The sequence below is a fragment of the Butyrivibrio fibrisolvens genome, from assembly GCF_023206215.1.
Lineage (GTDB): Bacteria > Bacillota > Clostridia > Lachnospirales > Lachnospiraceae > Butyrivibrio > Butyrivibrio fibrisolvens_C.
This window is the reverse complement of record NZ_CP065801.1, coordinates 99,018-125,996: the sequence shown is the minus strand read 5'-3', so window position 1 is coordinate 125,996 and position 26,979 is coordinate 99,018. Positions and strand designations below refer to the sequence as shown.

Sequence of the window (26,979 nt, the reverse complement as noted above, 5' to 3'; positions counted from 1 at the left end):
ACAAAAAGTCTAACTAATTTTTATATTTATAGTTTTATCGCATTTTTTTATGCTATAATTTGAAAGAATAAATTTAATATATGGGAGAAGAAAATGCGAACAATATCTTTTTATTCTAATAAGGGTGGGGCTACAAGAACTACCAGTGTGTTCAATATTTCAGCGGTTCTCGCGAAAAATTATGGCGCAAAAGTATTAGTTATTGATACTGACCCCCAGGCTAACCTGACAATGAGATATATGTCATATAAAACTCTCGAAAATGGCGGAAGTTATGCCTGGATAGATGGAATCAGTACTATAGAAGATTGTTTCCTGGCACCACAGAGAATGAGAAAAGCTGTAGTCGAAGATGCCATTCAAAAATGTATGTTCCCAACGAAAAACGGTGAAGAGCCTTCATATCACAATATAGACATTATCTGTACAAGAAATAAGGATATGTCAGAGACTACATTATCTAACGTAGAGCAGACTATTAGTACAGGATCCATAAGTAAAGATGTACTTAGCAAAGTTCTTAATGAAGTTGGAGATTATGATTATGTTCTTATAGACATGGATTCATCAATTGGACCTCTTAATCAGATGTCTCTTGAATCAAGTGATTATGTTGTAACTCCTGTACACGTTGATCCTAATAGCAAGGATGGTATTCCATCATTTAGCACATTTTTCTCAGAGAGAAAGAGCGTAAATAATCACCTTGAGCATCTTGGCTTCTACAGCGTTCGAGTTAATGGTAATGACTCTTATGCAAAAGAACTTACAGCTGAGCTTGAAGGCCTTCTTGGAAGTAATCTTTTCGATACATATACCAAGGAAGCATCTCAAGCAAACTGGTCACTGGATAACGGAATCCCACTTTGCTGGTATGAGCCCGGATGCCAGATTGCCAAAAACTATGTAGCATTAACTAAAGAAATACTATACAGAATCGAACAGAAAGAGGAGAACTAATGCCTAGACAGTCAATGCACGTTAATAGCAATGTAATAGCAGCTAAATATCAGCAGAAAGATTCTCAGAGTCTGGATATAGCACTTGATAAGCTTGTTGAAAACAAAGAAAACGAAGAGTTATTCGGTGGAGTAGATGAAGAATCCATTCAGAACCTGGCCAATGGTATAAAAAAGGATGGTTTTCGCGGAGTTATAAATGTATGGGACAAACGTGACGGAACATATGAAATATATTCAGGTCACAGAAGAGTTCGCGCCCTTAAGAAGATTGGCTATAACAAGCTTGTACCTTGCGCAGTAAGTCCTTATCCTGAGAAGGAAACAGATAGGCAGCGACTTCTACTTGCTTTTAATATACATTCACGTGGAAGTATATATGCTGCTGCAAGTGGAAAAAGTATATATATCACAAGGCAGATTAATCTTTTAAAAAGTATACTTAAAAAAGAGGGATTTACCGGTAATGTTCTTAATGAGATCGCTAGTGAATTTGGAACATCTGTTACTACAGTTAAAAGGTATATGCGTCTAAACGACTGTACTGATGCTGTAATAAATGCTGAATCAGAAGGTCTTATTCCTCTTTCAATTGCATCCACTATGAGTACTTTGTCAGAATCAGTTCAGGACAAGACTATAGATATGATCAAAGAAGCTGTAGCAAACGGAAGAGAATTTTCCAGAAACGAGCTTACAGAATATATCAAAAATATAAAGAATGACAGTACTGATGAAAACCTTGAAAATATGCGCAATGAGCTTTTAGGTGAAATTGCCTTTGTTAATCTTTTTGGTGATCAGAATAATGAGCAGGAAGTAGAAGAGGATAGTATTGAAGTAAAGCCTGCTAAAAAGACTGCCTCTCCCAAAAACAAGATAGCAAAATCTTATTACGACAAATACGAAGCTTCCTTCACCAAGTTTGAGAAAAACATCTCAAAGATAACAGATGAAAATGAAAGACTTGCATTAAAAGAACATCTGACAAGAATTATTAAAATGTTAAAATAAAACATAAGAATATACAATAAAAAAGATCACTGGACAATATGTTCCGTGATCTTTTTTATTATTCAAATTTCGCACTTACTAAACTATACGTAAGCATTTTAGATCTAAAATTCTAAATTGCTTACGTAAGTTTTGTATGTGAAAAGTTTCAGCTAATAATATGCAAAAAAGATGATTGAAGCAGTATTCGTATTTATGCTATATTTTAGCATTTTATATATCAATACTCTAAATCGGCTCTATATGCCTGTATAACCGTTTGAACATGTTTATCGATAAAATAGTTATTAAGCTATTGCAAAGCCTGCCTGAGAGGCAAATAGAGGGTGTGTATTTTTAAATAGTATATTTACTTAATTTCGTTAATTTGCACGCAATTCATCTTCTAACAATTCATAATCATAAGTGTTTTGTTCAAAGTCAGAATACGTATTATTTTTCCTTTTAGGAGTAGCTGTATATCCATTTTTTATTGCAGATATCATCCATCCTACAAGGTTTTCAATCTCGGACTGTTTGCAAGCAAGTTCGTATGCATCTTTGATCTTGCTGATATCATTATCTGCAGCCTGAAGGATAGATTTAATCTCCTTAGTCTTAAGATTTTCAGAGATGATCATCCTAACTTTATCTATAAGATCATCGATATCAAGTTCTTCTGCTTCAACAATGTATGGATCACCCAAATCGTCCATAAAAACATCGGAAGATTCGGTTTTAATGCCAGCACTTGAGTTCTTATAGCTCTTAGAATCTGTAATTATAAAAGTTACACCTACAACTTTGCCGCCACGGCCTGCTTTGTCAGCTTCAAAATCTACGTGTAGATCGGTCTTTTCATTTATTTCTTCAGTAGCCTTTTCAAGAACACGTCTTCTAAAATCACTCCAGGATTTGAAAATCTGTTCCGGTGAACTGGCAACTGCTTTCTCATAATCAGGATTTTTTCCCTGAAGAACTCTTTTTACTTTATCAAGTTCAGCATTGACTACGCCCATTTCAAGTTTTAGCTCTGCAAGTCCGATTGATGTCTCGTATTTGAAAAGATTCTCCTGCCTGTATGTATTTTTTTTGCCAAGAGTAATAGCATCTCTATCCTGTTGCCACTTAATCTCCTGGAGCTCATCTTTCAAAAGTTCATAAAGACGAAGAGAGTATGAGGACTTAAAAGAAAGCATTGTTGAAAGCTTTAGAACAGTAAATTTATCTTTAATGTCAATAATATTATCTTTAAGTGCAGGGTTAAAAATAATCCTGAAAATACCATCTTTACTGGTAGCTCTGGTAACGACAGATATATAATCAAATGTACGATTCTTTTTATTGCTGGTACCAATAGTACGACCTGTCATAGATTTAGCAGCATCATCAAGCTTATCATAAAAGCTACCATAGCTTTTACTGATATTCATCTTACGCTTAAGATCAGAAACAGCGATCTCGTAAACAAGACCTTCACTTTCTTCATGAATATCATCAGCATTAGCAAGAGCGATAGACAGGATCTTATTTTCAAGAATAGAAGATTTGTATTTAGAAGTTATAAGGAAATTACTTTTCTTATAGTTATCACCTTTTTTTACGATACTGTTCGGCATAATACCCCCCTCTTAATCTTTCCGACACCCATTTTGTCAGAATAAAACCCTATATGTCAGACTTACCAACAATGATTATAACACCCATTTTGTCAGAATAACACCCCAAATGTCAGAAAAAAATTAGTTTAACCCCAAATGTCCACAACTTAAATCCATTATTGCTACAAGTAAAACCCAAATCAGCCATAAAAAGGCTGTAAATCTCATACCCTTTTTGTCCATGAATTAAACTCTATTCGTCCATATCTAAAACCCTAATAGTCAGATATAGCACCTGTTTTGTCCACTATAAAGCATAAGAAATCCAGTAACTACGCTGTTTAGAGCTGTTATTAATTAATAAAATAACTTGTTGTTATAAACAAAAAATAAATAAACAACAACCTTGATGATGACCCAAATAGTCCAGAAGTTAAAAAATCAAAGACCCATTTAGTCCAGAAGTTCTTTAAACCTAGTAATAATCAAGGTTCTAGCTTTTATTATTGGACACCCTAATTGTCCATTAAATAAATTCTTTATAGAACTTCTGACATTTCGGGGGTATGATATCACCCTTAATGTCAGAAGTTATCTATATAAACATATTATAATGGCTCAACAATACTTTATTATGGACAAAAATGTAAAGTTTATAATTACAGCACTAAGAGGTAGTATAGCTGCAATTTTGCAGGATCAGTATTTTATAGATAACTATTATTTATATGTTCAAAACATCTTTAAAGCCTCTAAAAGTGGCTATTTTCGGATAGAAGACCATATTGATAAGGCACTATAAAGTAAATTATCTTAAAAGTTATGTGAAAGATATGGACAAAAAGGGTACACCCAAAAAGTCCATTAAATAAAACACCCTTTTTGTCCATAAGTTTGATGAAATAGTGATTTATACTGGATAAAAAAGGTTTATATGCACACCCTAAATGTCCAGAAGTAGATTAAAAGTAGGATAAATCTTTAGAAAATAAGGATCTATTTATATATTTTTATAAATGCAACACCCAAAAAGTCCATAATAAAGACACCCTTTTTGTCCATAAGTAAATATAGAATGCAGCATTTATGCGGGTTTGAGAATAACTAAAAAGAAGAACCCTAAATGTCCATAAGTATATTTGATGGACATTTAGGGTATAGACCAAATGGGTCAAAAATATGATAACATAACTTTTTTAATGGACAAAAAGGGTAGAAATAAATAGGAACCTGAGTTATTGACCCGAAAAGTCGATAGTAATCATCAGTCTCTTTGCCTTTTAGTGGCTATCTTCATTTCATACATCCTATTATCAGCCAGTTTATATACGGAAGACTGGCTACTGTCTTTTAATTCTTTACTTCTTGCGATTCCATATGATGTATCTATTTCGAACGGGAAATCCTTGGATCTGGATTCTTCAAGGGATATAAGCCTTGTAATGCATAATGGAATATGCTCAAAATACGTATCATCTAAAAGAACCATGTATTCATCTCCGCCAAAGCGGTAAATATTTCCTATTTCACCAAATACTTCAGTTAATATCTCACCAAATGTTACAAGGAGCTTATCTCCGAGATCATGGCCTAAAGTGTCATTAACCTTTTTTAATCCATTCATATCAAAAGATATTATAATGTAATCCTTATTGCTTTTTTCATAATCGAGGATATCATTGTCAGCCTTGGCTCTGTTACCAAGCCGTGTCAGAGCATCAGTATAGGCGAGCTTTTCAAAAGTTCTTTTTTCAAATTCAATAGACATGGTCTTATATATCTGCAGATCGTAACCAATTATTAGTGTTATCAGGAAAAAGAATGTTCCATAAGGAATAAGAGAACCAACATCATAAGATAATTCTACAAATATATATTTCATAATGATATGTCTTATCATATCAAGTATGGAGGTAATGATTATGATAGAGCTGCCTATAGAAAATATCTTTCTGTTATTATCATTGGAACTATTGTTTGGTTTAAGCGCTAAGATTATGATGAAGGGTATTATGGGCATATATACAAGGTAAAAGATATAAAGACTTCTTGACAAGTGCACTATATTGGTAAAATGAAGGATCGCAGCAACGATATTAAAAATTCCCGTACTTATCACACAATATAAATAATATAGTCTCAGAGGCTTATTCATAGAAGCATAAAAGGAAGTAATATACAAAAGGAAAGCAAAAGGCGCAAAGTATAAGGTCATATATTCGATAATACTATTGACAGCAAAATCCGGTTGGAGAACCTGATTGGTCTTTGAAGAAGTTAGCGCCCACAAGCCGATGGAGACAGATAACAGACCAACAGAAATAAGAACATTCAATCTTCTTGCATAAATAGAAATGCTAATTCCTACTAAAATAAGAAGAAGACCGAATGTAAATAAAAAAACAGAGACGAAAAACCTGGCAATCTGTTGTTTGATAAAAAGGGAGTATACGTCATTGGTATCAATGATCTGGATATTATTGAGCCTTGTAAATGCTCCGTCTTCGGATGGTCGTATTACAATGAGGATATTCTCACCTGAGCAGTTTGTAGGCAGAGTTATAAAATGAAGACCGCTGCCAACCATCAAACCTTTGTTGTATAGTTCTGATCCGTAAGAATATACAAGCTTATTAGAAATATAAACATCAATAGTGCTAAGATCAAGTGGCATACTGATGGTGGAGAATTTTGGAATACCGGCTGGTATTGTATTTTTTAAGCTTATATTAGTCTTATAGGCGGAACACTCGAAGCTGTAATCGTTAAGGTCGGCAAGTACAGGGGCATTGTGGTCGACAGTAACTGTCCAGCCTTTAGTAAAAATCAGTGCATCTTTAGTGAAAAAACGTAAACTAAAATTATCTATAAACAGTCCAACAATAGTAATAAGGAGTGTTGTAAAGATAAAAAGGATATAAAGTTTGCGGCTAGAAAAAAAATCGGTCTGTTTACGGTTCATTATATTGCCTCATAAGGACGAATACTGTAATTTAGATCCAAGAATGAATAAAACTAAAAAGCGTTAAAAAACTCCATTAGATATATCGGAAAAAACCATTAATAATATATAGAAAGATGACGAAAGAAAGAACATGTATGATATACTAATAGAGCACAGTTGATTCTTAATGAGGAGATATGTGTTTATATGGAAGTTAAAGATAAGATTTTTTCTGAAAACAATATGTATAAGCGTCTTAAAAAGGCGGCCAAAACAGAGCATCTTGAAAATCTGGATATGGCTCTTGAATATTCTATAAAGAAGCACCGCGGGGAAATGAGAAAGGCGAATAAGTTCAATAAAAAGGCGCAGATTCCTTATATCATCCATCCTCTGATGATGGCTTGTCAGGCTCATGCTCTTGGAATAAAAGATGATAAAGTGCTGGCCGTAACAATGCTTCATGATATATGTGAAGATTGTAATGTAGATCCGTCGGAGCTTCCATTTCCTCAGGAAATAAGAGATTGTGTTGATACGCTCACAAAGCGTAAAGGTCAGTCTAAGGAAGAGTATTTTGCCGGAATAGCAAAAGATAGCACTGCAGCTATAGTTAAAGCCTTAGACAGGGTTAATAATGTGTCTACGATGTCCAGTTCTTTTTCAAGACAGAAGGTCATTGAATATATAGAAGAAACAGAAGAATACGTCTATCCGCTTCTTGATGTCATCAAATACGAGTATCATGATTATAATGATGCGGTATTTATCTTAAAGTATCATTTAAAATCCCTTATAGAATCCATAAAATGCTTTATACTCCAGGACGAACTGGAAGATGATTGATTTAAAAATATGCACTTGCAAAAATATAACACCCTATAAGTCAGCATGCTACACCCTGATTGTCCACAAGTTAATGAATGAAATGCTTGTAAAGCTTTAGTATGTAAAGTACAAAGCTTGTTTTACTAAAATATAAAAAAGTATTGAAATGATAAGGTATAGAAGAAAAAGGTACATAATAATCAGTAAAATAGACCACATGAACTATAAAAATCACTGAATATGAGGATTTGAGAGAAAAAAATTCAAAAAAGATAGAAAATAACGCATTTTTATGTTGTAAATTACGTAGAATAGCGGTAAAATAACTTTGTTGGCAAGTCCAACTAAGTACAGTTCATACAATAAAATCCAAAAGTGGAGGAAAACAAAATGAACAAGAGTGAATTAGTTGATGCAATTGCAAAGGAAACTGGTCTTTCTAAGAAGGACTCCGACGCAGCAGTAAAGGCTTTCGTTGACACAGTAACAAAGGCTCTGAAGAAGAAGGACAAGGTTCAGCTTGTTGGCTTCGGAACATTTGAGACAGTTAAGAGAGCAGCTAGAAACGGTAAGAATCCTCAGACTGGCGCTACAATCAAGATTCCTGCTTCTGTAGCTCCTAAGTTCAAGGCTGGTAAGGCTCTTAAGGATGCCGTTAACAAGAAATAATTTTTGATAGAAAAACACCACCGGTTAGCCGGTGGTGTTTTTTAATAAAGCTTTTATGCGATGATTATTATATTGCCTGCCCCTGTAAAGACTTTGGGAATGTCGACTTGTTCAAGTGGGAAGGTTTAACGAATTAGGAATCAAGTTCGTTAAGCGCATTGAGCGCATCTTGAAGTGATTCTCTGATCTTGATCCAGTCACTACGATGCATAGGATCTGAAGACTGGTTCATTACTGATTGAGCTATAAGCTGATCTAAATGTTTTCTGAATTCTTCTTTTTGCATGGTAACCTCCCTGAATGGTATTTTTATTGAAATAATAACATACTAATGATATGACGTAAGGGTCAAAAGTCATTTCGATTCGAGCTTGCTCGAAATCGAATATGAATTTATGACCCGCAAAACATGAGCAAAGTAGCACGTAGTGCGGATTTGCTCATGTTTTAGGATTGTGAGAGTTTCGTAGAAACGGAACAATCCGTTAGTCATAAGGTGTCAAAAGGAACTTTTGACACCTACCTCATGATATAAGGGATGCGTAAAAAGTTCTTTTGCCCCTTATGTCATAATCTAAAAAATATGTTTAATTAAGATAATCAGTTAACTATATTTTATAACAAATAAATGGAATAATAAACAGAATATGGATTAAAAAAGACAGGACAAGACAGATACTCATTAAGATAACATAGTCACGTAAGTGGGGTAAAAAACTTGGATCTACACGGTGTGGAACAATCTATGTGCATAAAGATAATGACCTTTGGATGGTATTAGAAAAGCATACTGAGAATTTTTTTACAAAAAATAAAAAATAGATATAAAGTTTTCTGATATGGTTGCCGATAACATCTTTGCACACGCTCCCCTTAAGTCTTTTATAAATAAGATTTTAGTTTAGGGAATAGGCAATAACAAAATGCGTGTGGGGGAATTTTGTTAACAGCTATGTATCTAGGGATTTAAATTCCGGAAAAGGAGGCACGTATGCAGGCAACCGCAAATCAGTTAAAAGACGCTATCATGATCCATAAGAAGCTTGGCGTATCGCTTCCAAGGAAGATGACTGTTGACGCTTATGGAAAGTGGCTCAGAGCATATACACCCATGTATGTTAAGGAAAAGAGTATAGGAGATATCAGAGATCTGATCAAGGGCATCAATCATTGAGTCTTATCCTGAATACTATTTTATTGCGATATAAGTAGCTGTATATAAAAGATATAGTTGCCTATATAGATAACAGATAATAATAAGTCCTTCAGAACATATGAGATGATCATAAGTTCCGGAGGACTTTTTTGTGCCTGAAATATTAATATTGAAAAAGAATCTCATTTATGCAAGAATTAAGGTCATAATGTTAATTCAGCAGTGAAAGGCGGGGAACATGAAAACACCATTTTCAACCTACCTTGAGTCGATAGCTCCTGTCGTAAAGGAAGTTATAGCGCTTCTTCGAAAGGACTATGACTATGTCAGTGCGCTGTGCACAGACTCTAAAGGACTTGAGGTTACAATAACGCAGCATACCAAGCATGTTTCTAATGAAACAATGATGACGGAAAGAGGAGTTGTATTCAGAGTATACAAAGATGGACAGTACAGTGAATACGCTCTTAACACAGATGATATGAAAGATGCTGCTTATATAGCAGAACTTGTAAAAAAGGAAATAGGCGAGCAGCTCGATCTTTTAAAGAGTGTTAATGCAAAGACCTATAGTACTCCTATACTTGACGATGAACCTATTACCTTCATGGGACAAAAAGATGTAGAGATACTTCCGGAAGAAGCTGATGTAGAAGATATTGCTACAAGACTTAAAGCTATATCTGATAAGGGTATGTCACTTGGTGAGCACCTTATCGAATGTTATGCATTATGGAAAAGTACTCATGTATGTAAGATGTTCCTGTCTGAAAACAGAGATCTGCGTCAGGCTTACGTATACAGTGAAGGCGCTATTATGCCTATCGCATCACGTGATGGCAAGAACAAGCAGGAATATGCATCTCATTCAGGAATGGGTGGATGCGAGCTTCTGTCTGGACTTGAAGACAAGCTTGAAGTTACAGTAAGGAATGTGGAAGAGCTTCTGGATGCTACAGCTATAGTACCCGGTGAATATGAGATCATCACATGCCCTGAAGTTACAGGTCTTATTGCGCATGAAGCATTCGGTCATGGCGTAGAGATGGATATGTTTGTAAAAAACAGAGCTCTTGGCAAAGAATATATTGATAAGCGCGTAGGCTCTGATCAGGTTACTATGCATGAAGGGGCTTTATGCGCAGATGACGTGGCAAGTTATTTCTTTGATGATGAAGGAACTATGGCAGGTGATGTAATAGAGATCGATCATGGTATCTTAAAAACAGGTATCTGTGATGCTCTTAGTGCACTTCGTCTTGGCATTAAACCTACAGGTAATGGTAAGCGTGAGAATTTTGCTCACAAGGCATATACACGTATGACCAATACAGTATTTGATTCAGGTGAATATACCATGGAAGAGATGATAGCTTCTGTGAAGAAAGGATATCTTCTTGAGGGAATGGAAAGTGGTATGGAAGATCCTAAGCATTGGGGAATCCAGTGTATCATTTCCAAAGGTCGTGAGATCATAGATGGTAAGCTTACCGGTAAGGTTGTTGCCCCTATCATTATGACAGGTTATGTTCCTGATCTACTTGGTAATATCACTATGTGTTCCAAAGACAGGCAGACATTTGGTGCCGGAGGATGCGGCAAAGGCTACAAAGAGTGGGTAAAGGTTTCAGATGGCGGCCCATATCTTAAGACGAAAGGAATACTGGGATGAAGATAGAAGAACTTAAGAAAGTACTTAACGAAAGCGGCGCAGATAACTGGAAGATAATAGAGACTGTTAAGCATGGCTGGGAATTTTATTATATAAAGCATGAGCTTGACCAAAATAGAGTAACAGATGTAAAGACTATTGAGATCATTGTTTACAAGAATTATGACAATGATCAGTACACAGGTCTTGCGGCTGCTACTATAAATCCAAGCGAGACAGATGAGTATATCAAAAAAACAGTTGCTGATCTTGTAGCTCAGTCAGAATATGTTAAAGACAGATATTTCGATCTTAAAGTGCCCAAGAAGGCTAATGAGACTATTTCAAAAGAACTTGCACCTCTTGCAGATATATCGAAGGAGTTCATAAGAACGATGGATTCTGTGAATGAAACAGAAACAGAGGATATTAACAGCTATGAGATATTCACTTCTCATATCACAAAGAGGATCATTACAAGTAAGGGAATAGATGTAACTCAGACGTATCCTTCTTCAATGCTTGAAGCAGTAGTTAATGCAAGAACCAAGGAAAAAGATCATGAAATCGAGCTTTACAGAGCTTTCAATCTTGGAACATGTGACGAAAAGAATATAAAAGATACTCTTGATAAAGCTATGAAATATGGAAAAGACAGGCTATGTACAACTAAGACACCTGCCCTTGCTCAGATTCCATGTCTTTTTACAACAAGTGATTCAAAAGAGATATACAGATACTTTATAAGTAACCTTAACACGGGAAACATCTATAGGAAGACTAGTAAGTGGCAAAAAGGTACACCTATATCTAAGGATATCAAGGGAGACAAGGTTACAGTAAAGGCTGTCAAATACCTTGAGAATTCATCGACTAATTTCGACTATGACGCTGAAGGAACTCCCGTAAGAGATATGACACTTATGAAAGAGGATGTTCCTGTATCATTCTGGGGATCAACCAAATTTGGTTATTATCTGGATGAGAAGGATACATTCATGATCACCAACAGCGAATTTTCAGGTGGCACTAAGACTGAAGAAGAGATAAGAAAAGGTAAGTATCTTGAGATTGTAGAGTTTTCTGATTTTCAGGTACATCCTATGACTGGTGATATCTTTGGTGAGATCCGTCTTGGATATCTGCATGAGGATGTAGATGGCACAGATAAGGTAACTGCTGTGTCAGGCGGATCAGTATCAGGTAATATGTCTGATTTTATAAAGAATATGTCGATGACCAAAGAACAGGTTCAGTATGACAACTACAAGCTTCCTAAGATCACAAGACTTGAAAATGTAACAGTATCCGGCGCCGGAGAATAACATATTAAATCCAACATATGAACCTGTAGCGGGCAAATGATCCTTAACTTACCTGCTACAGGTTTTAGTTTTATTGTTTTCAAAATAACCCATTGCCTTAGTCATCAGGGGTTATTTTGCTAATTTACTGATAATATATAAACGTGATAAAATTTACAGGAAGGCTTGTTCTAGTGGCCTATCACTTTTAAGGGATATTATTGGTGATATGAAGACTGACATGGGTGATAAGAAGATAAGAAGTGTAAGACTTACGAATTTTGTTGTGAAGATGATAGCTTTTAACGCTATCATTCTGGGCGGGCTTATCCTTGCAGTTAGCTATTTGTTTTTTTATCGTCAGATCACAGAGGTATACGATGATGTGGCAAGAGCTATCACGGGAGAAGCGGCTACCCAGCTTGACACCGAGCTTATAAAGAGGTTTGTTGATGAATGCGACAGTATCTTAAGTAGCGTAGATGACCCGCTTAATGCTTACAACAATGACCTTGATTCATATCTTAAGCACTACAAGGCGGTTCCTGAAGAAGAAGACTACATCAAGATGCAGAAATTCCTGGAAGATTTAAGAAAAGGGACTGAAGCTACTGAGATTGACTTTGTTATAATGTATCCTGAAAGGGAATACGGAATTTATGTCATGGATGCCAGAGATGTGACGGCTATTCCTTGCGGTGAGATGTTTGAGGTCTCTTCCAAGAATTTTGACAAAAAGACCAAACTGTTTAAAGGCTTTTATTCCCGTTCGAAATATTTTGGTATGCTTCGAACAGATGGGGTGCTTATATATGCTGACAAGTCTGCCGGGGTGTACGCATATCTTACGGCAGATATTCCGACAAGTAAGATTAATGACAGGTTCATAAGCTTTATCATAAGTAGCACCCTTGCAGCCATTATTCTGGCTATAGTTGTATGTTTACTAATAGCATATTTTATCAAAAAAAATATGGTAAAGCCCATAATGCATATATCTGATCTTGCAGAAAAGTACGCAGAAGGCTATGAAGAAAGATCTCTAAAGCATGAAGATAATGTAAAGCTTGTGTTTGGGAATATACCATGTTCCAGGATTACAGAAGCCAATGATCTGCTATCGTCAATGCAGAAGATGGAGCTAGAAATAAACAGCTATATTAAAAATCTTGATACAGTAACAAGAGAGCAGGAAAGGATAAGGATAGAGCTGGATACTGCTTCTGCTATACAGGCAGCGATGCTTCCGGATGCTACAGATCCTTTCCCAGGCAGAGATGAATTCGAGATATATGCATCAGCCAAAGCGGCTAAGGAAGTTGGCGGTGATTTCTATGATTTCTTCCTTATAGATGAAGATCACTTGGGACTTGTGATCGCGGATGTATCAGGTAAGGGAGTCCCTGCAGCCCTATTCATGATGGCATGTAAGATAATAATCAAGAACCTTGCCATAGCGGGCCTTAGCCCTTCTAAGACCCTTATGAAGGCCAACGAACAGATATGTGCCAATAATAAAGAAGGAATGTTCGTAACAGTATGGTTTGGAATACTCTCGATTAGAGAAAAAAAGATAGTAGCTTCAAGCGCAGGTCATGAATACCCCTTCATTAAAAAAGGTGACAGATTCGATATATTCAAGGATCCGCATGGAATAATCCTGGGAGGAATGGAAGGCGTCAAGTATAAGGATTATGAGATAGAACTTGAAAAAGGCGATACGATCCTTGTATATACAGACGGAGTTGTGGAAGCAACTGATAAAGATAAGAAAATGTTTGGAAGCAAAAGACTTCTTGAATCATTGAACAAAGAGCCGAACCTAGATCCGAAAGCTCTGATCGGACATGTTATAGAAGATGTAAATGCCTTTGTCGGTGATGAAAAGCAATTTGATGATCTGACTATGATGTGTATAAGGATTGATTAGATAATTCATACTGAACCGTCAAAGTGGGAAGTTTTGTTAGATAATATATAAGCCGCCCGAAGCTATAATAAACTACGGGCGGCTTATATTTTAAGGATGGATCATATTATATACACGGATATATCATGCTGCATTATCTTTTTTAGCTTTATTCTTTCTCTGAGCCATAAGCGTTGTGAAGGCTGTCTTTGCAAGTACCAGTGAAAGAACTACAAGAAGAACTGCGATAGTAGCCTGGATTATAGTCCAAACATCCTGTGTCTGTGAAAATGCATTTATCTTAGCGATGATAGTCTGAACAAGAGATACGATAGTTACAACAAGCATGAATACCATAGGTACAAAGAACATCTTGTTGTTCTTGCCAACCTGTCCAAGCCATGTGCATACTGCGATAAGTCCAAGTGCTGCAAGAAGCTGGTTAGCTGCTCCAAAAAGTGGCCAGATCTTGGTATATCCTGTAAGACCAAGTGCTACGCCAAGTACTACTGTGATAGCTGTTGCAACGATAGGATTACCAACGATACGACCTACACCCTTGGCATCCTTGTAGCTCTGTCCGTTTTCAAGTACGAATTCCTGAAGCATATATCTTGCAAGTCTTGTTGCTGTATCAAGTGATGTAAGGCAGAATACAGAAACTGCAAGGATGAGCATCTGATACATAACATTCTGTGCGCCCTCACCTGCAAAAGATCCGATCATAGCTGAAAGACCGCCTGCAAATACCTGTGTAGGAGATGCATATGTACCATCTGATGCAGATACCCATACAAAACCTATTGCGCAAAGAGAGATAACTGCTACAACACATTCAATAAGCATAGAACCGAAAGCTACAGGCCTTGCATCTTTTTCATTATCAAGCTGCTTGGCTGTTGTTCCTGAAGAAACAAGTGAATGGAATCCTGAAATAGCACCGCAGGCGATTGTAACAAAAAGTGCAGGGAACATGGTACCTGTAGTAAATACGCCTGTTCCTTTAAGGGCGGCATCGCCAAATGCAGGAACTGAGAAATTACCATTACCTGTAATTACTGCGCCGATTACTGCGACAACACCTGCAGCTATCATGAAGTAGAGAAGGAATGAGCTAAGGTAATCTCTTGGCTGAAGAAGGATCCATACAGGTGTTACAGAAGCAACAAGGATATAAGCTCCGATAACGATCATCCATGTGTTGTAGGACAGTGCGATAGGATGGAACTTAAGACCTATAGCAACTATAGCTACTATTCCAAGTACACCAAAAACTGATGCGATACCGATTGGTGCATTTTTTCTGTAAACGAAGAATCCAAATACAATTGCAAGAGCGATGAAAAGGAATGAAATCATTGCAGTAGATTCATTAGCTGCAAGAGTTGCACCTTCTACAGCTGCTCCGGCTGCTGTTGTTGTACCAAAAGTACTTGCTACGATAGAAGCAAATGCTGCTACTACTAAAAGAAGTGTAAGATATCCAAATGTAAGGAAAAGCCTCTTGGACTTCTTGCCCATAGAGTTGTCGATGATCTCGCCGATAGACTGACCCTTGTTTCGAAGGGATGCAAACAAAGCTCCGAAATCATGAACTCCGCCAAAGAAAATACCTCCGATGAGTACCCATAAAAGAACAGGAACCCAGCCAAATACTGCGGCCTGAATAGGTCCGTTGATAGGACCTGCTCCTGCTATAGAAGAAAAGTGATGTCCCATAAGAACCGGGGTTTTGGCAGGAACATAATCCATACCATCCTCAAATTCGTGAGCAGGAGTCTTCCTCTTAGGATCAACGCCCCACTGCTTAGCAAGCCATCCGCCGTAGAATACATATCCACATGCAAGAATAGCTATGCTGACAATTAATAATACTGCTGCATTCATAATACTATCTCCTCCTTATGATTTTGATTGAATTGGTATCAGGAAGAAATCATAGACTAACCTGATACTGTATATAAACCAGTCTGCAGTAAGAGTGGTTTAATAAGCTGTTTTTGTTTATGATCTGTTTTGGCCCATCCGGCTATAAGACCATCTTTATGCAAAAAAGATATGTAGGCCTTAGGAAGCCTTTTTTTCAAGGAATTTAAAAACGTCTTCAAACATTTTCCTTAGTCTTCGTCCACTGTAATTGGTATATACTTCTTTGGAATCAAGACATGCACATAAAAAACCGCCTTCGCTATGGCCCCTGAAATTAAAAAGATAACCTTTATCAAAACGAAACTTTCTTATATTTTTGATAGTCTCTTTGTCTGGAGTGTTTTTAGATATCACAACTATTGTCAGGTATGAGATCATATGATCTTTTTCAGGATATTTCCGGCCTTTTCTTACAAGTTCAGGCTCCATATGATCCTCCATTACTTTATGAAGATGATCTATGTATTCTGTGGTAAGAGTATCTGTCTGACAGAAAAGGACATGCTCATAAGCCCGAATGGACCAGAGATTAGCCTCTTTTTTCAGAACGTATTTTTCTCCTAATGAAAAAAAGTATCCGTATGCCGGATACTTTTCGCCGTAAATGGAATAATCTCTGTAAAGATCAAAAGAACTTGAATATCTTCTTAAGACCTCGTCGAGATATGCATTTGTTCCCATATATGCTCCCTTGCACCCTAACGATTTATAAATAAGAAATATTATGCTTTTAAGAATCTGTTATCCCAAAATATATAATATTTGTGCTATTTCTTTGATTAAATATAATATAGACTTTAGCACTTTGAAGGGCTGGAGTTAATATGGTGAATTTATGCTTTTTTAATAATTGACATTAATTTTGTAATGGGTTTGTTGGCAGAAAATGCTTTAGATATAATATTTTAAGGCTCATTAATTGCTGCATGTTAATTTAGTCATTTATAACAATATTTTTGATAAGAAATTCTCTGCCTTTTAGAAGATCACATCCGCTACCACGGCAGGAAGGGCACAGATATTCATTGCTTCTGTCTGGATGATATTCACAACTGCAGTTTCTGCATCTAACGAGTACCGGAAGATACTCTATTTGGAGCATAGAACCTTCAAGTATAGTTCCCTGGACAGCTTTAGGATAATAACGTTTTAGATATTCAGGAATAAGGCCTGTCATTTCGCCGACTTGTATAGAGACTGATTCTACAGATTTAGCATTATTGCTAGTAGCAGTATCTATCGCCATTTTGGCAAGGCGCATTATATAACTCATTTCATGCATGATAGTATTCTTTCCGGAGTATGAAAGCTCCATATATTAATGAGGTAGGTGTCAAAAGTTCTTTTTGACCCTTATGACTAATGGATTGTCTGTTTCTTCGAAACTCTCACATCTACGTTCCACTTCGGTCGGCGCAAAGCAGACATCCCCCGGATGTCTTGCGACCTAAAACATTAGTAAATTCGACTAAGTAAAAATAGCTAAATAATCGAACTAACTTTAGCACATATCATAGAGATTTGCCATATATTTTGTGAAACTTTTAACTAGAATTGGAACGAGTTTCGATGTATATTATAATGTGGCTTATTTAAAGGCGTAGCTTATGAGACGATTTAGGCATTGGCTCAGCCGATATGTACTTATATTCTTGCGCTTTTTTTATGCAATCATAATATCAGGAGGAATTTACAAATATGTGGGAAATACCATTTCTTATTTGCTTTCCGCTTATTATCTCTGTTTTCATGTATTGTATCAGAATTAATAAGATAAGAAATGCAATTGCCTATGTAAGTGCCGTTATCATAATGATCACGGTAGGACTTCTTGTTGTTCAATGGGGGCTTTCTGGATTTGAACCGCAGGAATTTTATGTACATACCAGGGATGTTGACAAGCTGATATTTACTGCTGATCTGGTTCTCATGTGCGTAGCTACTTTTCTTAGTTTTAAGTACAAGCGTCCATGGATCAGTCTTATGTCAATAATTCCGACATTTGCAATCATATGGCTTGAGTTCTTCGGGCCGAAGTTTGATGTAGATGGAATCGCGCATATTCGCGTAGATCATCTATCAATCCTTATGTGTATAATCATCGGAATCATAGGTTCACTAATCATAATCTATGCTGTTGGATATATGCATGGTTATCAGCATTATCACACGAATATCCCGGACAGAAGATACTATTTCTTTATGATACTGTTTATCTTCTTGGGAGCTATGTTTGGATTTGTTTTATCACAAAGCCTTATGTGGATCGAAATGTTCTGGGAGACAACAAGTATATGTTCCTTCCTTCTTATTGGATATACGCAGGAAGAGGAAGCGATATTTAATTCTTTTAGAGCATTGTGGATCAACCTGTTAGGTGGATGTGCACTTACTGTTGGAATTATATATTTTGCTATTGAGGAGCATACTGTATCTCTTAAGGCTATGGTAGAGCTTGCGCAGGTACACGGAGATTCATATTCCAAGGCAGCGATAATAGGTGTTGCTCTTATTGCGTTTGCAGCTCTTACTAAAGCTGCTCAGCTTCCATTTTCAAAATGGCTTTTGGGAGCCATGGTTGCACCTACACCTTCATCTGCACTTCTTCACTCAGCAACAATGGTTAAAGCCGGAATTTATGTTCTTTTCCGTCTTGCTCCTGCGATGTCAGGAACACTGACAGGAACTATGATCTCATTTATTGGTGGTTTTACATTCCTTTCAGCATCAATAATGGCAATTGCGCAAAGTGACGGTAAGAAGGTTCTTGCCATGTCTACAATTTCTAACCTTGGTCTTATGGTTGCCTGCGCTGGTGTAGGAAGACCTGAGACTATATGGGCAGGATGCTTTCTTATGATATTCCATGCTATATCAAAGTCACTTCTGTTCCAGGATATAGGTGCTACAGAGAACTCTCTTCATAGCCGTGATGTAGAGAATATGCATGGTCTTTTATACAGACTTCCTGTACTTGCAGTTTTCATGTTCATAGGAATATGTGGTATGTTCCTTGCACCGTTTGGTATGCTAATCTCCAAATGGGCTGCTCTTAAGGCATCTGTAGATGAAAGAAATATCATGCTGGTATTCTTTATCTGCTTTGGTTCTGCTACAACATCTTTTTACTGGACCAAGTGGCTTGGTAAGCTTATAGCACATACAAACAAGCCTGTAGTAAGAGATATCACCAAGAAAAATGAGATGATCTCACTTACAATACATGCAATTCTTATGATAGCCCTTTGCGTGTTATTCCCGCTTCTTTCATCAACATATGTGGATCCTCTTCTTGTTGAGATGTTCGGTGAATCCAAACAGGTTATAGGCAACAATGTTCTTTATATACTTATTATATTAATATGCTTTTTCTTTGCAGTTCCTATTCTGGCATATATTCATGATAAGAAGCTTCGTGCAAATCAAAAGCTTTCTTATATGAATGGTATCAATACAGGCAAAAATGATGCATTTGTTGGTTCTATGGGAGCAGACAGAGAACTTGTTCTTTCTAATCTTTATTTTAAGAATGTATGCGGACAGCGTAAGCTTATGATACCGAGTATGGCTATTACAGCGGCAGTGCTTATCATTATGCTTAGTATGATAATTTCCCGTACACTCGGAGGTGCAATCTTATGACAAAAATAATACCTGTTCTTTGTTATATAATAGTGGCTCCGTTTATCGGTGCGATCCTTGAAGGATTTGACCGCAAGATCTCTGCTAGAATGCAAAGACGTGTGGGACCTCCAATAAGACAGCCTTTATTTGATGTGATCAAGCTTTTCAAAAAGCAGATAATCGTTGTAGACAGATCACAGTCATTTTTGATAATGTCATATCTTCTTCTTACTATAATGACTGGCTGTATGTTCTATGCTGGTGTTGATCTTCTTATGATCTTCTTCGTACTGTCGTCTGCTGCAATATTTATATACTTTGCAGCTACAGTTACAGGATCTCCTATGAGTACTATGGGAGGTCTTCGCGAGCTTGTACAGGATATGGCATATGAGCCTGCTGTTCTCCTTGCAGCTGTAGGTTTTTATCTTACAACCGGATCTTTCGAGATTGATGAGATTATAAATCAGGATACTAGTGCAATTATTAAAATGCCGGGATTTTTTGTGGCTTTTGTATTTATTCTTACAATTAAGATGCGTAAGTCCCCTTTTGACAGCGCACAATCTCACCACCCGCATCAGGAACTGGTTAAGGGTCTTACTACAGAAATGGGTGCTAAGAATCTTGCCTACTTCCAGATCACAGAGTGGTATGAGACTATTCTTATGCTGTCTGTAGAAGCTCTGTTTATAATCAACAAGAATCCTATCAGCTATCTGGTAGCTGTAGTAGTAATACTTGCAACTTATTTTCTTGAGATCCTTATAGACAATTCGTCTGCACGTATGAAGTGGCAGGATATGTTGAAACTTAGCTGGTTTGTAACTCTTCTGGCCGGTGGCGTTAATCTGATGGTTCTGATGCTGATCGGCTGATGTAAGAAAGGACACATGAGATGAATATAAAAAGATCCCCTTGGCTCCTCCACTATGATGGATCGAGCTGTAATGGATGTGATATAGAAGTTCTGGCTTCGCTGACACCTGTATATGATGCGGAGAGACTTGGTGTTGTGAATACAGGTGATCCTATGCAGGCAGATATTTTCCTTATCACAGGAGGTATTAATGCGCAGAATGCACCTGTTGTTAAGCAGCTCTACGATCAGATGCCACGACCTAAGGTAGTCGTAGCAGTTGGTGTATGTGCATGTACAGGTGGTGTATTCAAAGATACATACAATATTCTGGGCGGCGCAGATACTGTTATTCCTGTAGATATTTATGTTCCGGGATGCGCTGCAAGACCACAGTCTATTATAGACGGAATCATACAGGCTGTAGCCCTGTTCCAGAAGCGTTCCGATGAACATGATGAACTTGTTAAAAATCAGAAGGGAGCAAACATATGATCAATGTTATGAATCCAGAACAGATTCATGAGACTATCCCTGTAGATAAGCTCCTGTTCGAGGTTATGAAGAAAAAAGAGGCAGGTCTTCGTCTGTCACAGATCTGTGTTGCTTATGTTAATGAAAAGTATGAGCTTAGCTATACTTTTGCAGATGATGATACATATCAGTACTCAATACTTCGCGTAGTTATAGAAGTTTTTGAACAGGTACCAAGTATCTGTAAGATCTATCCATATGCTGTTTTCTATGAAAATGAGATGGCAGAGCTTTTTGACGTTAATATCGAGATGATCGATGTTAATTATCATGGTAAGTTCTATCGTATTGAGAAAGAAGCTCCCATGCTTCCTCCGGGCGCTCTTGAAAAGAAGGAAAAGGCTGAGGAAGAAGAGAAAAAGCGTATAGAAGAAGAGAAAAAAGCTGCCATAGAAGCTGCCAGAAAGGCAGAAGAGGAGGCAAAAGCTGCCGAGGAAGCTAAAGCAAGAGCAATAGCAGAGGCAAAAGCCAAGGCCCTTGCTGCCAAGGCTGCAGCTGCAAATGCTCCTGCCAATAATAATGAAGGAGGTCAGAAATAATGGGTAAGAAAAGTGTAGTTCCATTTGGCCCCCAGCATCCGGTACTTCCGGAGCCACTTCACCTTGATCTTGTTATCGAAGATGAAGTAGTTGAAGAGGCTATACCAAATATAGGATTTATTCACAGAGGTCTTGAAGGACTTGCTGAGAAAAAAGATTTTAATGAAATGATGTATATTGCAGAGCGTACCTGCGGTATCTGCTCATTTGGACATGGTCTTGGTTATGTTGAAGCAGTAGAACATATCATGAATGTAGAAGTTCCGCCAAGGGCTAAGTACCTTCGTACAATATGGGCAGAGCTTGGGAGACTTCATTCACATCTATTATGGCTTGGACTTGCTGCAGATGCATTTGGATTTGAGTCACTTTTCTATGAAGCATGGAGAATCCGTGAGAAGATCCTTGATATTCATGAGATGACATGTGGCGGAAGACTTATTTTCTCAGTTAATAAGGTCGGCGGCGTTCTTCGTGACATAAATGCTGATCAGCAGAAATTCATCCTTGATCAGATGAATGTTGTTGAAAAAGAAATTAAAAATATAGCAAAAGTATTCTTAAACGACTATTCGGTGCAGTCCAGATCAAAGGGCGTAGGTGTTCTTACAACGCAGAGAGCACATGACCTTGGTGCAGTAGGACCGTTTGCAAGAGCATGCGGTATCAAGAATGATATCCGTCTTACAGGATATAGTGCATATGGTGATCTTGATTTTGAGCCTATCGTGTCCAATGATTGCGACTGCTATGCAAGACTTGAAGTTCGTATAAATGAGCTGTTTCAGAGTATTGATCTAATTCGTCAGGCTTTTGCCAAGATTCCTGAGGGAGAGCTTGAAACAAAGGTTGTAGGATTCCCTAAGGGCGAATATTTCATGAGAATAGAGCAGCCAAGAGGAGAGGCAATATATTATGTCAAAGGTAATGGTACTAAGATTCTTGATCGAATGAGAATCCGCACCCCCACCTTTGCTAATATCGCACCTCTTTGTGAGATGCTTAAGGGCGCAGATTATTCTGATGTTGGCCCTCTTGTAGTAAGTATTGATCCATGTATCTCTTGTACAGAACGCTGATTGAAGGAGGATTTACATAATGAGTATTATGACTTTTAAAAAATCGATGCTTAGTAACCTCTTCAAAAAGCCGGTTACTACCAAGTATCCATTTGAGCCTGCGGTATATCCGGAAGGAAGCCGCGGACATATAGAAATTGAAATCGAGAAGTGTATATCATGTACACTGTGTGCGATCAACTGTCCTTCAGGTGCAATAAAGGTTGACAGAGTAGCACGTACATGGGAGATCAACAGATTTGACTGCATCCAGTGCGGATATTGTACTCAGAAGTGCCCTAAGAAATGTCTCCATATGGAAGCTGGTTATCAGACACCCGGACCTGAGAAAAATGTAGCACATTATGACAGACCACCGGAACCTGAAAAGCCGGTTGTAGCTACACAAGCTAATAATACAGCTAATACTGCAAAGTGAACAATCAGTCACTTTCTTTGCTCGTGACATGAGGTTAACAATGTGATTATACTACTGGGGAATGGCCTTGCCATTCCCCATGATTTTAATTGATATGGTTGAAAAAAAATGTGTACGTATCACAGTAAAGGGCCTTGTACAAGGAATAGGATTTAGACCATTTATTGCAGAATGCGCAGAAGAACTTAATATAAGCGGTATAGTAAAAAACTGTGGTGGTATAGTTATCATTGTAGCAAGTGCTGATAATGATAGCTTAGATATGTTTACTAAAAGTATAGAGATAAATGCTCCGGCAGGTGCAGTTATTAGCAGCATAGTAACTGAAGATATGTCTGCAGCGGAGTTTGAAATAGAGTGCAAAGGTTATATAAGCGGTGATTGTTCATTCAGGATCGCTGATAGCGGGAGTCATATAGACACAGAAAGACTTCTTCCGCCGGATCTTGCTATATGTGATACATGTACTAAAGAGCTTCTGGATCCGGACAACAGGCGATACAGGTATCCATTTATAAGCTGCACTTCATGCGGCCCTAGATTTTCAATAATGCATACTGTTCCTTATGACAGAGATACTACAACAATGGATATATTTAGGATGTGCCCGGATTGTTCTTATGAGTATACACAAAAGGGAAATATTAGAAGGCATGCACAGACTATATCTTGTCATAGGTGCGGTCCTCAGCTTAAGTATGTTGAATATGATTTAGAAAGCAACATAGAATCTTATGATCATACTATTGGTAATGATTTATATTCGAATAGTATGTTTCATGATAAGCATAAAGGTATATCAGAGAGGTCTTTTAATTATAATGAAACATATTCTGATTATAAAGAAATATATTCTAATGATAAAGCCATATATAAAGCAATAGAAAGAATCAAAGAAGGTAAGATTGGTGCAGTTCTTGATATCGGCGGATTTCATTTTACTTTTTCACCTTTTTTAAAGGAACCGGTTAAGAAGCTTAGGATATGGAAGAACCGTGAAGCTAAGCCATTTGCAGTAATGTTCCCTGATATTGATTCTATCAAAAAATACTGCAAAGTATCGCCAAAAGAAGAAGAACTTTTAAAATCTAATCCAAGGCCGATCGTGCTTCTTAATAAAAGAAAGGTGTGTGATGGGATTTCTGAATTTGCTGACGAAGTTCTGGCAGGAAGCGACAGAGTAGGAGCAATGCTTCCTTGTAGTCCTCTTCAGATTCTTTTACTACAAGAGACAGGGCCTCTTGTAATGACAAGCGGTAACAGGGGCGGTGAGCCAATAGTCACTGATCCTGATATCATGAAGTCATATCTTGGAACTGGTGGACCTGATTTTATGCTGACTCATGAAAGGAAGATATTAACACCTCTTGATGACTCTATATATCAGGTCAATTCAGGCGTAGTCCAGATCATCAGGCGTGCAAGAGGGCTTGTGCCATGGCCGGTGGATCTTCCTTTTGAACTGAGACAAGAGACTTTTGCTGCTGGAGGAGATCTTAAGTCTGTATTTGCGCTGGGGAAGGGTGATAAAGCATATCTGTCAGCACATTTTGGAGATCTGGATGATTATGAAGCAGCTGCTTCCTATGATCATGCAATTGGTCATATGGAAGCTTTGCTGGATATAAAGCCCACAATGTATGTTTGTGACAAGCATCCTGCATATATATCTTCAAAAAAAGCTGTTAAGTTATCTGGTGACAAAGATAGAATAAGACATTACCAGCATCACTTGTCACATGTTATGGCTGTTGCAGCTGAGCATGATATGACCGGAAGATTTGTGGGAATAGCATTTGACGGCACCGGATATGGAGAAGACAATAGCATATGGGGAAGCGAATTTTGGTGGTGTGATATCACTAAGGATTCTGGCAGCGATCATAGGCGGAATGTAAAAATAAGACATTCAGGAAGCTTGCTTCCAGTAAAGATGATAGGCGGCGATGATGGTTCAAGAGATGCTCTCAAATCTTTGTATTGTTATCTTCATGAAGCAAAGTTAAGAGGATATATTGATTCTGGTATTATAGATGACTTAGCCAAACGTCTAGAAAGTGTATTTAAGGACCACCGTGCACCTGATATTAAATTGTTGGACGCAGCTCTAGACCATAATATTAATACTATAGAGTCAACTTCGATGGGGCGTTTGTTTGATGCGGTATGTGCTCTTCTTGGTGTATGCTGTTATAATAGCTACGAAGGCGAGTGTGCATCCAAACTTGAAATATGTGCTGCTGGTGCTAAGATGGCGACGCCTCTTTCTATTGATATTATAAAAAATGGTATATTCTACATGGATGGTGTCAGACTGATAGCTGATATATGTAATAAACTTCTTGAGGGAGAAGATATTATGGATCTTTCTCTTGGGTTTCATAAGTCGTTATCAAAGGCCGCTGTAGAAGTAGCAGAGAATATAGGAAGATTTTACGGCTATGAGAATAAAAATATAGCTATTGGCGGAGGCACATTTTTAAATAGGATACTTAATAAGGATTTACAGATGATATGCAATGATAAAGAGTATACATTGTATCAGAATTCGCTGGTACCGCCAGGCGATGGAGGACTGGCTTTGGGACAGCTGTATCTATCAGGATGCAAGCTGGAAATAAAGGATTAAAGGAGTGATCATATATGTGCGTAGCATTACCGGGAACAGTAATTGAGGTAAGAGATAAAGATGCGACTGTGGATTTTAATGGAAATACAGTTAATGCCCGTACAGGACTTGTTGATGTACAAAAAGGAGACAGGGTCCTGGTTCATGCGGGATGCATAATGCAGAAGGTATCTGAATCTGAAGCGGAAGAAATAGAGAGATTATTTAAGGAATTGGAAGCTATCTGATCATGGATTTAAACAAGATTATTGACTATCTGGGATCCTATGACGGGCCTGAAATGAATATCATGGAAGTATGCGGAAGCCATACCGGTGCAATTGCCAAAAATGGGATACCGGGACTTCTTTCTCCTAATATACATCTGATATCAGGGCCAGGATGCCCTGTATGTGTTACACCATCTTCGTATGTGGACCGTTTATTGGAACTGGCTATGGAGCCGGGTACCTGTGTTGTAACATTTGGTGATCTTATCAGAGTTCCGGGATCTAGTAAGAGTCTGTCTGTTATCAAGGGACAGGGCGGGAGAGTTGCCATGGTATATAGTCCCATGGATATTGTCGCGATGGCCCAAAGTGAACCGGAGACCACTTTTATATTTGCAGCTGTTGGATTTGAAACGACTATGCCGGTTTATGCACTTCTAATGCAGACTCTTATTGAAGAGCATATAGATAATGTTAAACTGCTTACGGCTCTTAAGACTATGCCGGAAGTAATCACCTGGCTTTGTGATAAAGGAGCGCCTATTAACGGTTTTCTGGCACCTGGGCATGTATCTGTCGTAACAGGAATACACTGTTTTGAAAATATAGCATCTAAATACCAGATTCCTTTTGGCGTTGCAGGTTTTTCCGGCGAACAGATTCTAATAGCTTTGTATGGTATTGTTAATGCATATGGTCAGGGCAAAGTCATGAATTTCTATCCGTCAGTTGTTAAGGAAGAAGGGAATCTCAAGGCACAGGAACTTATTAATACTTTTTTTGAGAAAAAAGACGCTATCTGGCGCGGAATGGGGATTGTTGAGAATTCAGGAATGGTTCTAAAAAAAGAGTATATGAGTTTTGATGCAGGAAGTTATGATCTTGTAAGTGATAAGAAGATCAACCCTGCGTGCAGCTGTGATAAGGTACTCATGGGTTTAAAGAAGCCATACGAATGCCCCCTTTATGGTAAGGTTTGTACTCCAATGACGCCACAGGGGGCCTGCATGGTATCTACAGAAGGTGGATGTTTTACTTACTATGCTAATAATAGACATGACTGAAAATTAGTAGTGCCTTATTGTATGTACCTTCCAAAATCTGCACTAGCTGTAGATTCTGTGAGACAATGATTCAGTAGTCAA

Annotated in this window: 23 protein-coding genes; 17 read left to right on the top strand and 6 right to left on the bottom strand. The window is 37.6% G+C overall.

What is annotated here, in order from left to right:
• The first annotated feature begins 93 nt into the window (after positions 1-93).
• The gene (locus I7804_RS17885; protein WP_022756088.1) at positions 94-960 is read left to right on the top strand and encodes a ParA family protein; all 867 of its coding nucleotides are present in this window, start codon (positions 94-96) and stop codon (positions 958-960) included.
• Positions 960-1,973, top strand: coding sequence for a ParB/RepB/Spo0J family partition protein (locus tag I7804_RS17880; protein WP_027203882.1), 1,014 nt, complete (start codon positions 960-962; stop codon positions 1,971-1,973). The genes I7804_RS17885 and I7804_RS17880 overlap by 1 nt, the downstream gene beginning before the upstream one ends.
• Positions 1,974-2,335: 362 nt before the next feature.
• Here I7804_RS17880 and I7804_RS17875 read toward each other — a convergent pair whose 3' ends face one another.
• A complete protein-coding gene (locus I7804_RS17875; protein ID WP_248406200.1) occupies positions 2,336-3,571 on the bottom strand; it encodes a replication initiation protein in 1,236 nt (411 codons plus the stop codon).
• Between the two features lie 1,246 nt (positions 3,572-4,817).
• Positions 4,818-6,515 carry a GGDEF domain-containing protein gene (locus tag I7804_RS17870; RefSeq protein ID WP_248406199.1) on the bottom strand — a complete coding sequence of 566 codons (1,698 nt, stop codon included), beginning with the start codon at positions 6,513-6,515 and terminating at the stop codon, positions 4,818-4,820.
• Between the two features lie 189 nt (positions 6,516-6,704).
• On the opposite strand from I7804_RS17870, the gene I7804_RS17865 reads away from it, so the two are divergent.
• The gene (locus I7804_RS17865) at positions 6,705-7,343 is read left to right on the top strand and encodes a bifunctional (p)ppGpp synthetase/guanosine-3',5'-bis(diphosphate) 3'-pyrophosphohydrolase (RefSeq protein WP_022756084.1); all 639 of its coding nucleotides are present in this window, start codon (positions 6,705-6,707) and stop codon (positions 7,341-7,343) included.
• Positions 7,344-7,700: 357 nt separating this feature from the next.
• A complete protein-coding gene (locus I7804_RS17860) occupies positions 7,701-7,994 on the top strand; it encodes an HU family DNA-binding protein (protein WP_278246678.1) in 294 nt (97 codons plus the stop codon).
• Positions 7,995-8,127: 133 nt separating this feature from the next.
• Here the strand turns inward: I7804_RS17860 and I7804_RS17855 are convergent, their stop codons facing one another.
• The gene (locus I7804_RS17855) at positions 8,128-8,280 is read right to left on the bottom strand and encodes a hypothetical protein (protein WP_177174029.1); all 153 of its coding nucleotides are present in this window, start codon (positions 8,278-8,280) and stop codon (positions 8,128-8,130) included.
• Between the two features lie 705 nt (positions 8,281-8,985).
• Between I7804_RS17855 and I7804_RS17850 the strand changes: the two genes are divergently transcribed.
• The 4 genes from I7804_RS17850 (at position 8,986) to I7804_RS17835 (ending at position 14,035) form a co-directional block, all read left to right on the top strand.
• Entirely contained in the window at positions 8,986-9,168 is a 183-nt protein-coding gene (locus I7804_RS17850; protein WP_022755626.1) for a hypothetical protein, read from the top strand.
• A 220-nt stretch (positions 9,169-9,388) separates the two neighbouring features.
• Positions 9,389-10,822, top strand: a complete 1,434-nt coding sequence (locus I7804_RS17845; RefSeq protein WP_110074464.1) for a TldD/PmbA family protein — start codon at positions 9,389-9,391, stop codon at positions 10,820-10,822.
• Positions 10,819-12,126, top strand: a complete 1,308-nt coding sequence (locus I7804_RS17840; RefSeq protein WP_248406198.1) for a metallopeptidase TldD-related protein — start codon at positions 10,819-10,821, stop codon at positions 12,124-12,126. The genes I7804_RS17845 and I7804_RS17840 overlap by 4 nt, the downstream gene beginning before the upstream one ends.
• A 208-nt stretch (positions 12,127-12,334) precedes the next feature.
• Positions 12,335-14,035, top strand: coding sequence for a PP2C family protein-serine/threonine phosphatase (locus I7804_RS17835; protein ID WP_248406197.1), 1,701 nt, complete (start codon positions 12,335-12,337; stop codon positions 14,033-14,035).
• 123 nt (positions 14,036-14,158) lie between these two features.
• Here the strand turns inward: I7804_RS17835 and I7804_RS17830 are convergent, their stop codons facing one another.
• From I7804_RS17830 to I7804_RS17820, 3 genes are all read right to left on the bottom strand, one after another.
• Positions 14,159-15,901, bottom strand: a complete 1,743-nt coding sequence (locus I7804_RS17830; protein WP_248406196.1) for a carbon starvation protein A — start codon at positions 15,899-15,901, stop codon at positions 14,159-14,161.
• 180 nt (positions 15,902-16,081) lie between these two features.
• Entirely contained in the window at positions 16,082-16,624 is a 543-nt protein-coding gene (locus I7804_RS17825) for a hypothetical protein (protein WP_248406195.1), read from the bottom strand.
• Positions 16,625-16,877: 253 nt separating this feature from the next.
• A complete protein-coding gene (locus I7804_RS17820; protein WP_248406194.1) occupies positions 16,878-17,258 on the bottom strand; it encodes a hydrogenase maturation nickel metallochaperone HypA in 381 nt (126 codons plus the stop codon).
• Between the two features lie 383 nt (positions 17,259-17,641).
• On the opposite strand from I7804_RS17820, the gene I7804_RS17815 reads away from it, so the two are divergent.
• The 9 genes from I7804_RS17815 to hypD all read left to right on the top strand — a co-directional run bounded on the left by I7804_RS17815 (position 17,642) and on the right by hypD (position 26,898).
• Positions 17,642-19,585 (top strand): NADH-quinone oxidoreductase subunit L, encoded by a 1,944-nt coding sequence (locus I7804_RS17815; RefSeq protein WP_022755631.1) that lies wholly within the window; start codon positions 17,642-17,644, stop codon positions 19,583-19,585.
• Complete coding sequence (locus tag I7804_RS17810) at positions 19,582-20,445, top strand: respiratory chain complex I subunit 1 family protein (protein WP_248406193.1); 864 nt, start codon at positions 19,582-19,584, stop codon at positions 20,443-20,445. Before I7804_RS17815 ends, I7804_RS17810 begins: the two co-directional genes overlap by 4 nt.
• A gap of 20 nt (positions 20,446-20,465) precedes the next feature.
• Entirely contained in the window at positions 20,466-20,921 is a 456-nt protein-coding gene (locus tag I7804_RS17805) for an NADH-quinone oxidoreductase subunit B family protein (RefSeq protein WP_027206262.1), read from the top strand.
• Positions 20,918-21,499 carry an NADH-quinone oxidoreductase subunit C gene (locus I7804_RS17800; RefSeq protein ID WP_022757575.1) on the top strand — a complete coding sequence of 194 codons (582 nt, stop codon included), beginning with the start codon at positions 20,918-20,920 and terminating at the stop codon, positions 21,497-21,499. Before I7804_RS17805 ends, I7804_RS17800 begins: the two co-directional genes overlap by 4 nt.
• Positions 21,499-22,578, top strand: a complete 1,080-nt coding sequence (locus tag I7804_RS17795; protein WP_248406192.1) for a nickel-dependent hydrogenase large subunit — start codon at positions 21,499-21,501, stop codon at positions 22,576-22,578. Before I7804_RS17800 ends, I7804_RS17795 begins: the two co-directional genes overlap by 1 nt.
• A gap of 19 nt (positions 22,579-22,597) precedes the next feature.
• Positions 22,598-22,996, top strand: a complete 399-nt coding sequence (locus tag I7804_RS17790) for a 4Fe-4S dicluster domain-containing protein (RefSeq protein WP_022757573.1) — start codon at positions 22,598-22,600, stop codon at positions 22,994-22,996.
• Between the two features lie 94 nt (positions 22,997-23,090).
• Positions 23,091-25,625 (top strand): carbamoyltransferase HypF, encoded by a 2,535-nt coding sequence (locus I7804_RS17785; RefSeq protein ID WP_248406191.1) that lies wholly within the window; start codon positions 23,091-23,093, stop codon positions 25,623-25,625.
• Positions 25,626-25,639: 14 nt separating this feature from the next.
• Positions 25,640-25,852, top strand: a complete 213-nt coding sequence (locus tag I7804_RS17780; protein ID WP_022755638.1) for a HypC/HybG/HupF family hydrogenase formation chaperone — start codon at positions 25,640-25,642, stop codon at positions 25,850-25,852.
• A 2-nt stretch (positions 25,853-25,854) separates the two neighbouring features.
• Positions 25,855-26,898 (top strand): hydrogenase formation protein HypD, encoded by a 1,044-nt coding sequence (gene hypD, locus I7804_RS17775; protein ID WP_248406190.1) that lies wholly within the window; start codon positions 25,855-25,857, stop codon positions 26,896-26,898.
• Positions 26,899-26,979 lie beyond the last annotated feature (81 nt).

Coding starts and splice junctions, on each gene's coding strand:
- I7804_RS17815 (WP_022755631.1), top strand. CDS start 17,642: ATGTGGGAAATACCATTTCTTATTTGCTTTCCGCTTATTATCTCTGTT.
- I7804_RS17785 (WP_248406191.1), top strand. CDS start 23,091: ATGGTTGAAAAAAAATGTGTACGTATCACAGTAAAGGGCCTTGTACAA.
- I7804_RS17840 (WP_248406198.1), top strand. CDS start 10,819: ATGAAGATAGAAGAACTTAAGAAAGTACTTAACGAAAGCGGCGCAGAT.
- I7804_RS17820 (WP_248406194.1), bottom strand. CDS start 17,258: ATGGAGCTTTCATACTCCGGAAAGAATACTATCATGCATGAAATGAGT.
- I7804_RS17795 (WP_248406192.1), top strand. CDS start 21,499: ATGGGTAAGAAAAGTGTAGTTCCATTTGGCCCCCAGCATCCGGTACTT.
- hypD (WP_248406190.1), top strand. CDS start 25,855: ATGGATTTAAACAAGATTATTGACTATCTGGGATCCTATGACGGGCCT.
- I7804_RS17880 (WP_027203882.1), top strand. CDS start 960: ATGCCTAGACAGTCAATGCACGTTAATAGCAATGTAATAGCAGCTAAA.
- I7804_RS17805 (WP_027206262.1), top strand. CDS start 20,466: ATGAATATAAAAAGATCCCCTTGGCTCCTCCACTATGATGGATCGAGC.
- I7804_RS17850 (WP_022755626.1), top strand. CDS start 8,986: ATGCAGGCAACCGCAAATCAGTTAAAAGACGCTATCATGATCCATAAG.
- I7804_RS17835 (WP_248406197.1), top strand. CDS start 12,335: ATGAAGACTGACATGGGTGATAAGAAGATAAGAAGTGTAAGACTTACG.
- I7804_RS17865 (WP_022756084.1), top strand. CDS start 6,705: ATGGAAGTTAAAGATAAGATTTTTTCTGAAAACAATATGTATAAGCGT.
- I7804_RS17870 (WP_248406199.1), bottom strand. CDS start 6,515: ATGAACCGTAAACAGACCGATTTTTTTTCTAGCCGCAAACTTTATATC.
- I7804_RS17885 (WP_022756088.1), top strand. CDS start 94: ATGCGAACAATATCTTTTTATTCTAATAAGGGTGGGGCTACAAGAACT.
- I7804_RS17800 (WP_022757575.1), top strand. CDS start 20,918: ATGATCAATGTTATGAATCCAGAACAGATTCATGAGACTATCCCTGTA.
- I7804_RS17780 (WP_022755638.1), top strand. CDS start 25,640: ATGTGCGTAGCATTACCGGGAACAGTAATTGAGGTAAGAGATAAAGAT.
- I7804_RS17855 (WP_177174029.1), bottom strand. CDS start 8,280: ATGCAAAAAGAAGAATTCAGAAAACATTTAGATCAGCTTATAGCTCAA.
- I7804_RS17810 (WP_248406193.1), top strand. CDS start 19,582: ATGACAAAAATAATACCTGTTCTTTGTTATATAATAGTGGCTCCGTTT.
- I7804_RS17790 (WP_022757573.1), top strand. CDS start 22,598: ATGAGTATTATGACTTTTAAAAAATCGATGCTTAGTAACCTCTTCAAA.
- I7804_RS17830 (WP_248406196.1), bottom strand. CDS start 15,901: ATGAATGCAGCAGTATTATTAATTGTCAGCATAGCTATTCTTGCATGT.
- I7804_RS17845 (WP_110074464.1), top strand. CDS start 9,389: ATGAAAACACCATTTTCAACCTACCTTGAGTCGATAGCTCCTGTCGTA.
- I7804_RS17825 (WP_248406195.1), bottom strand. CDS start 16,624: ATGGGAACAAATGCATATCTCGACGAGGTCTTAAGAAGATATTCAAGT.
- I7804_RS17875 (WP_248406200.1), bottom strand. CDS start 3,571: ATGCCGAACAGTATCGTAAAAAAAGGTGATAACTATAAGAAAAGTAAT.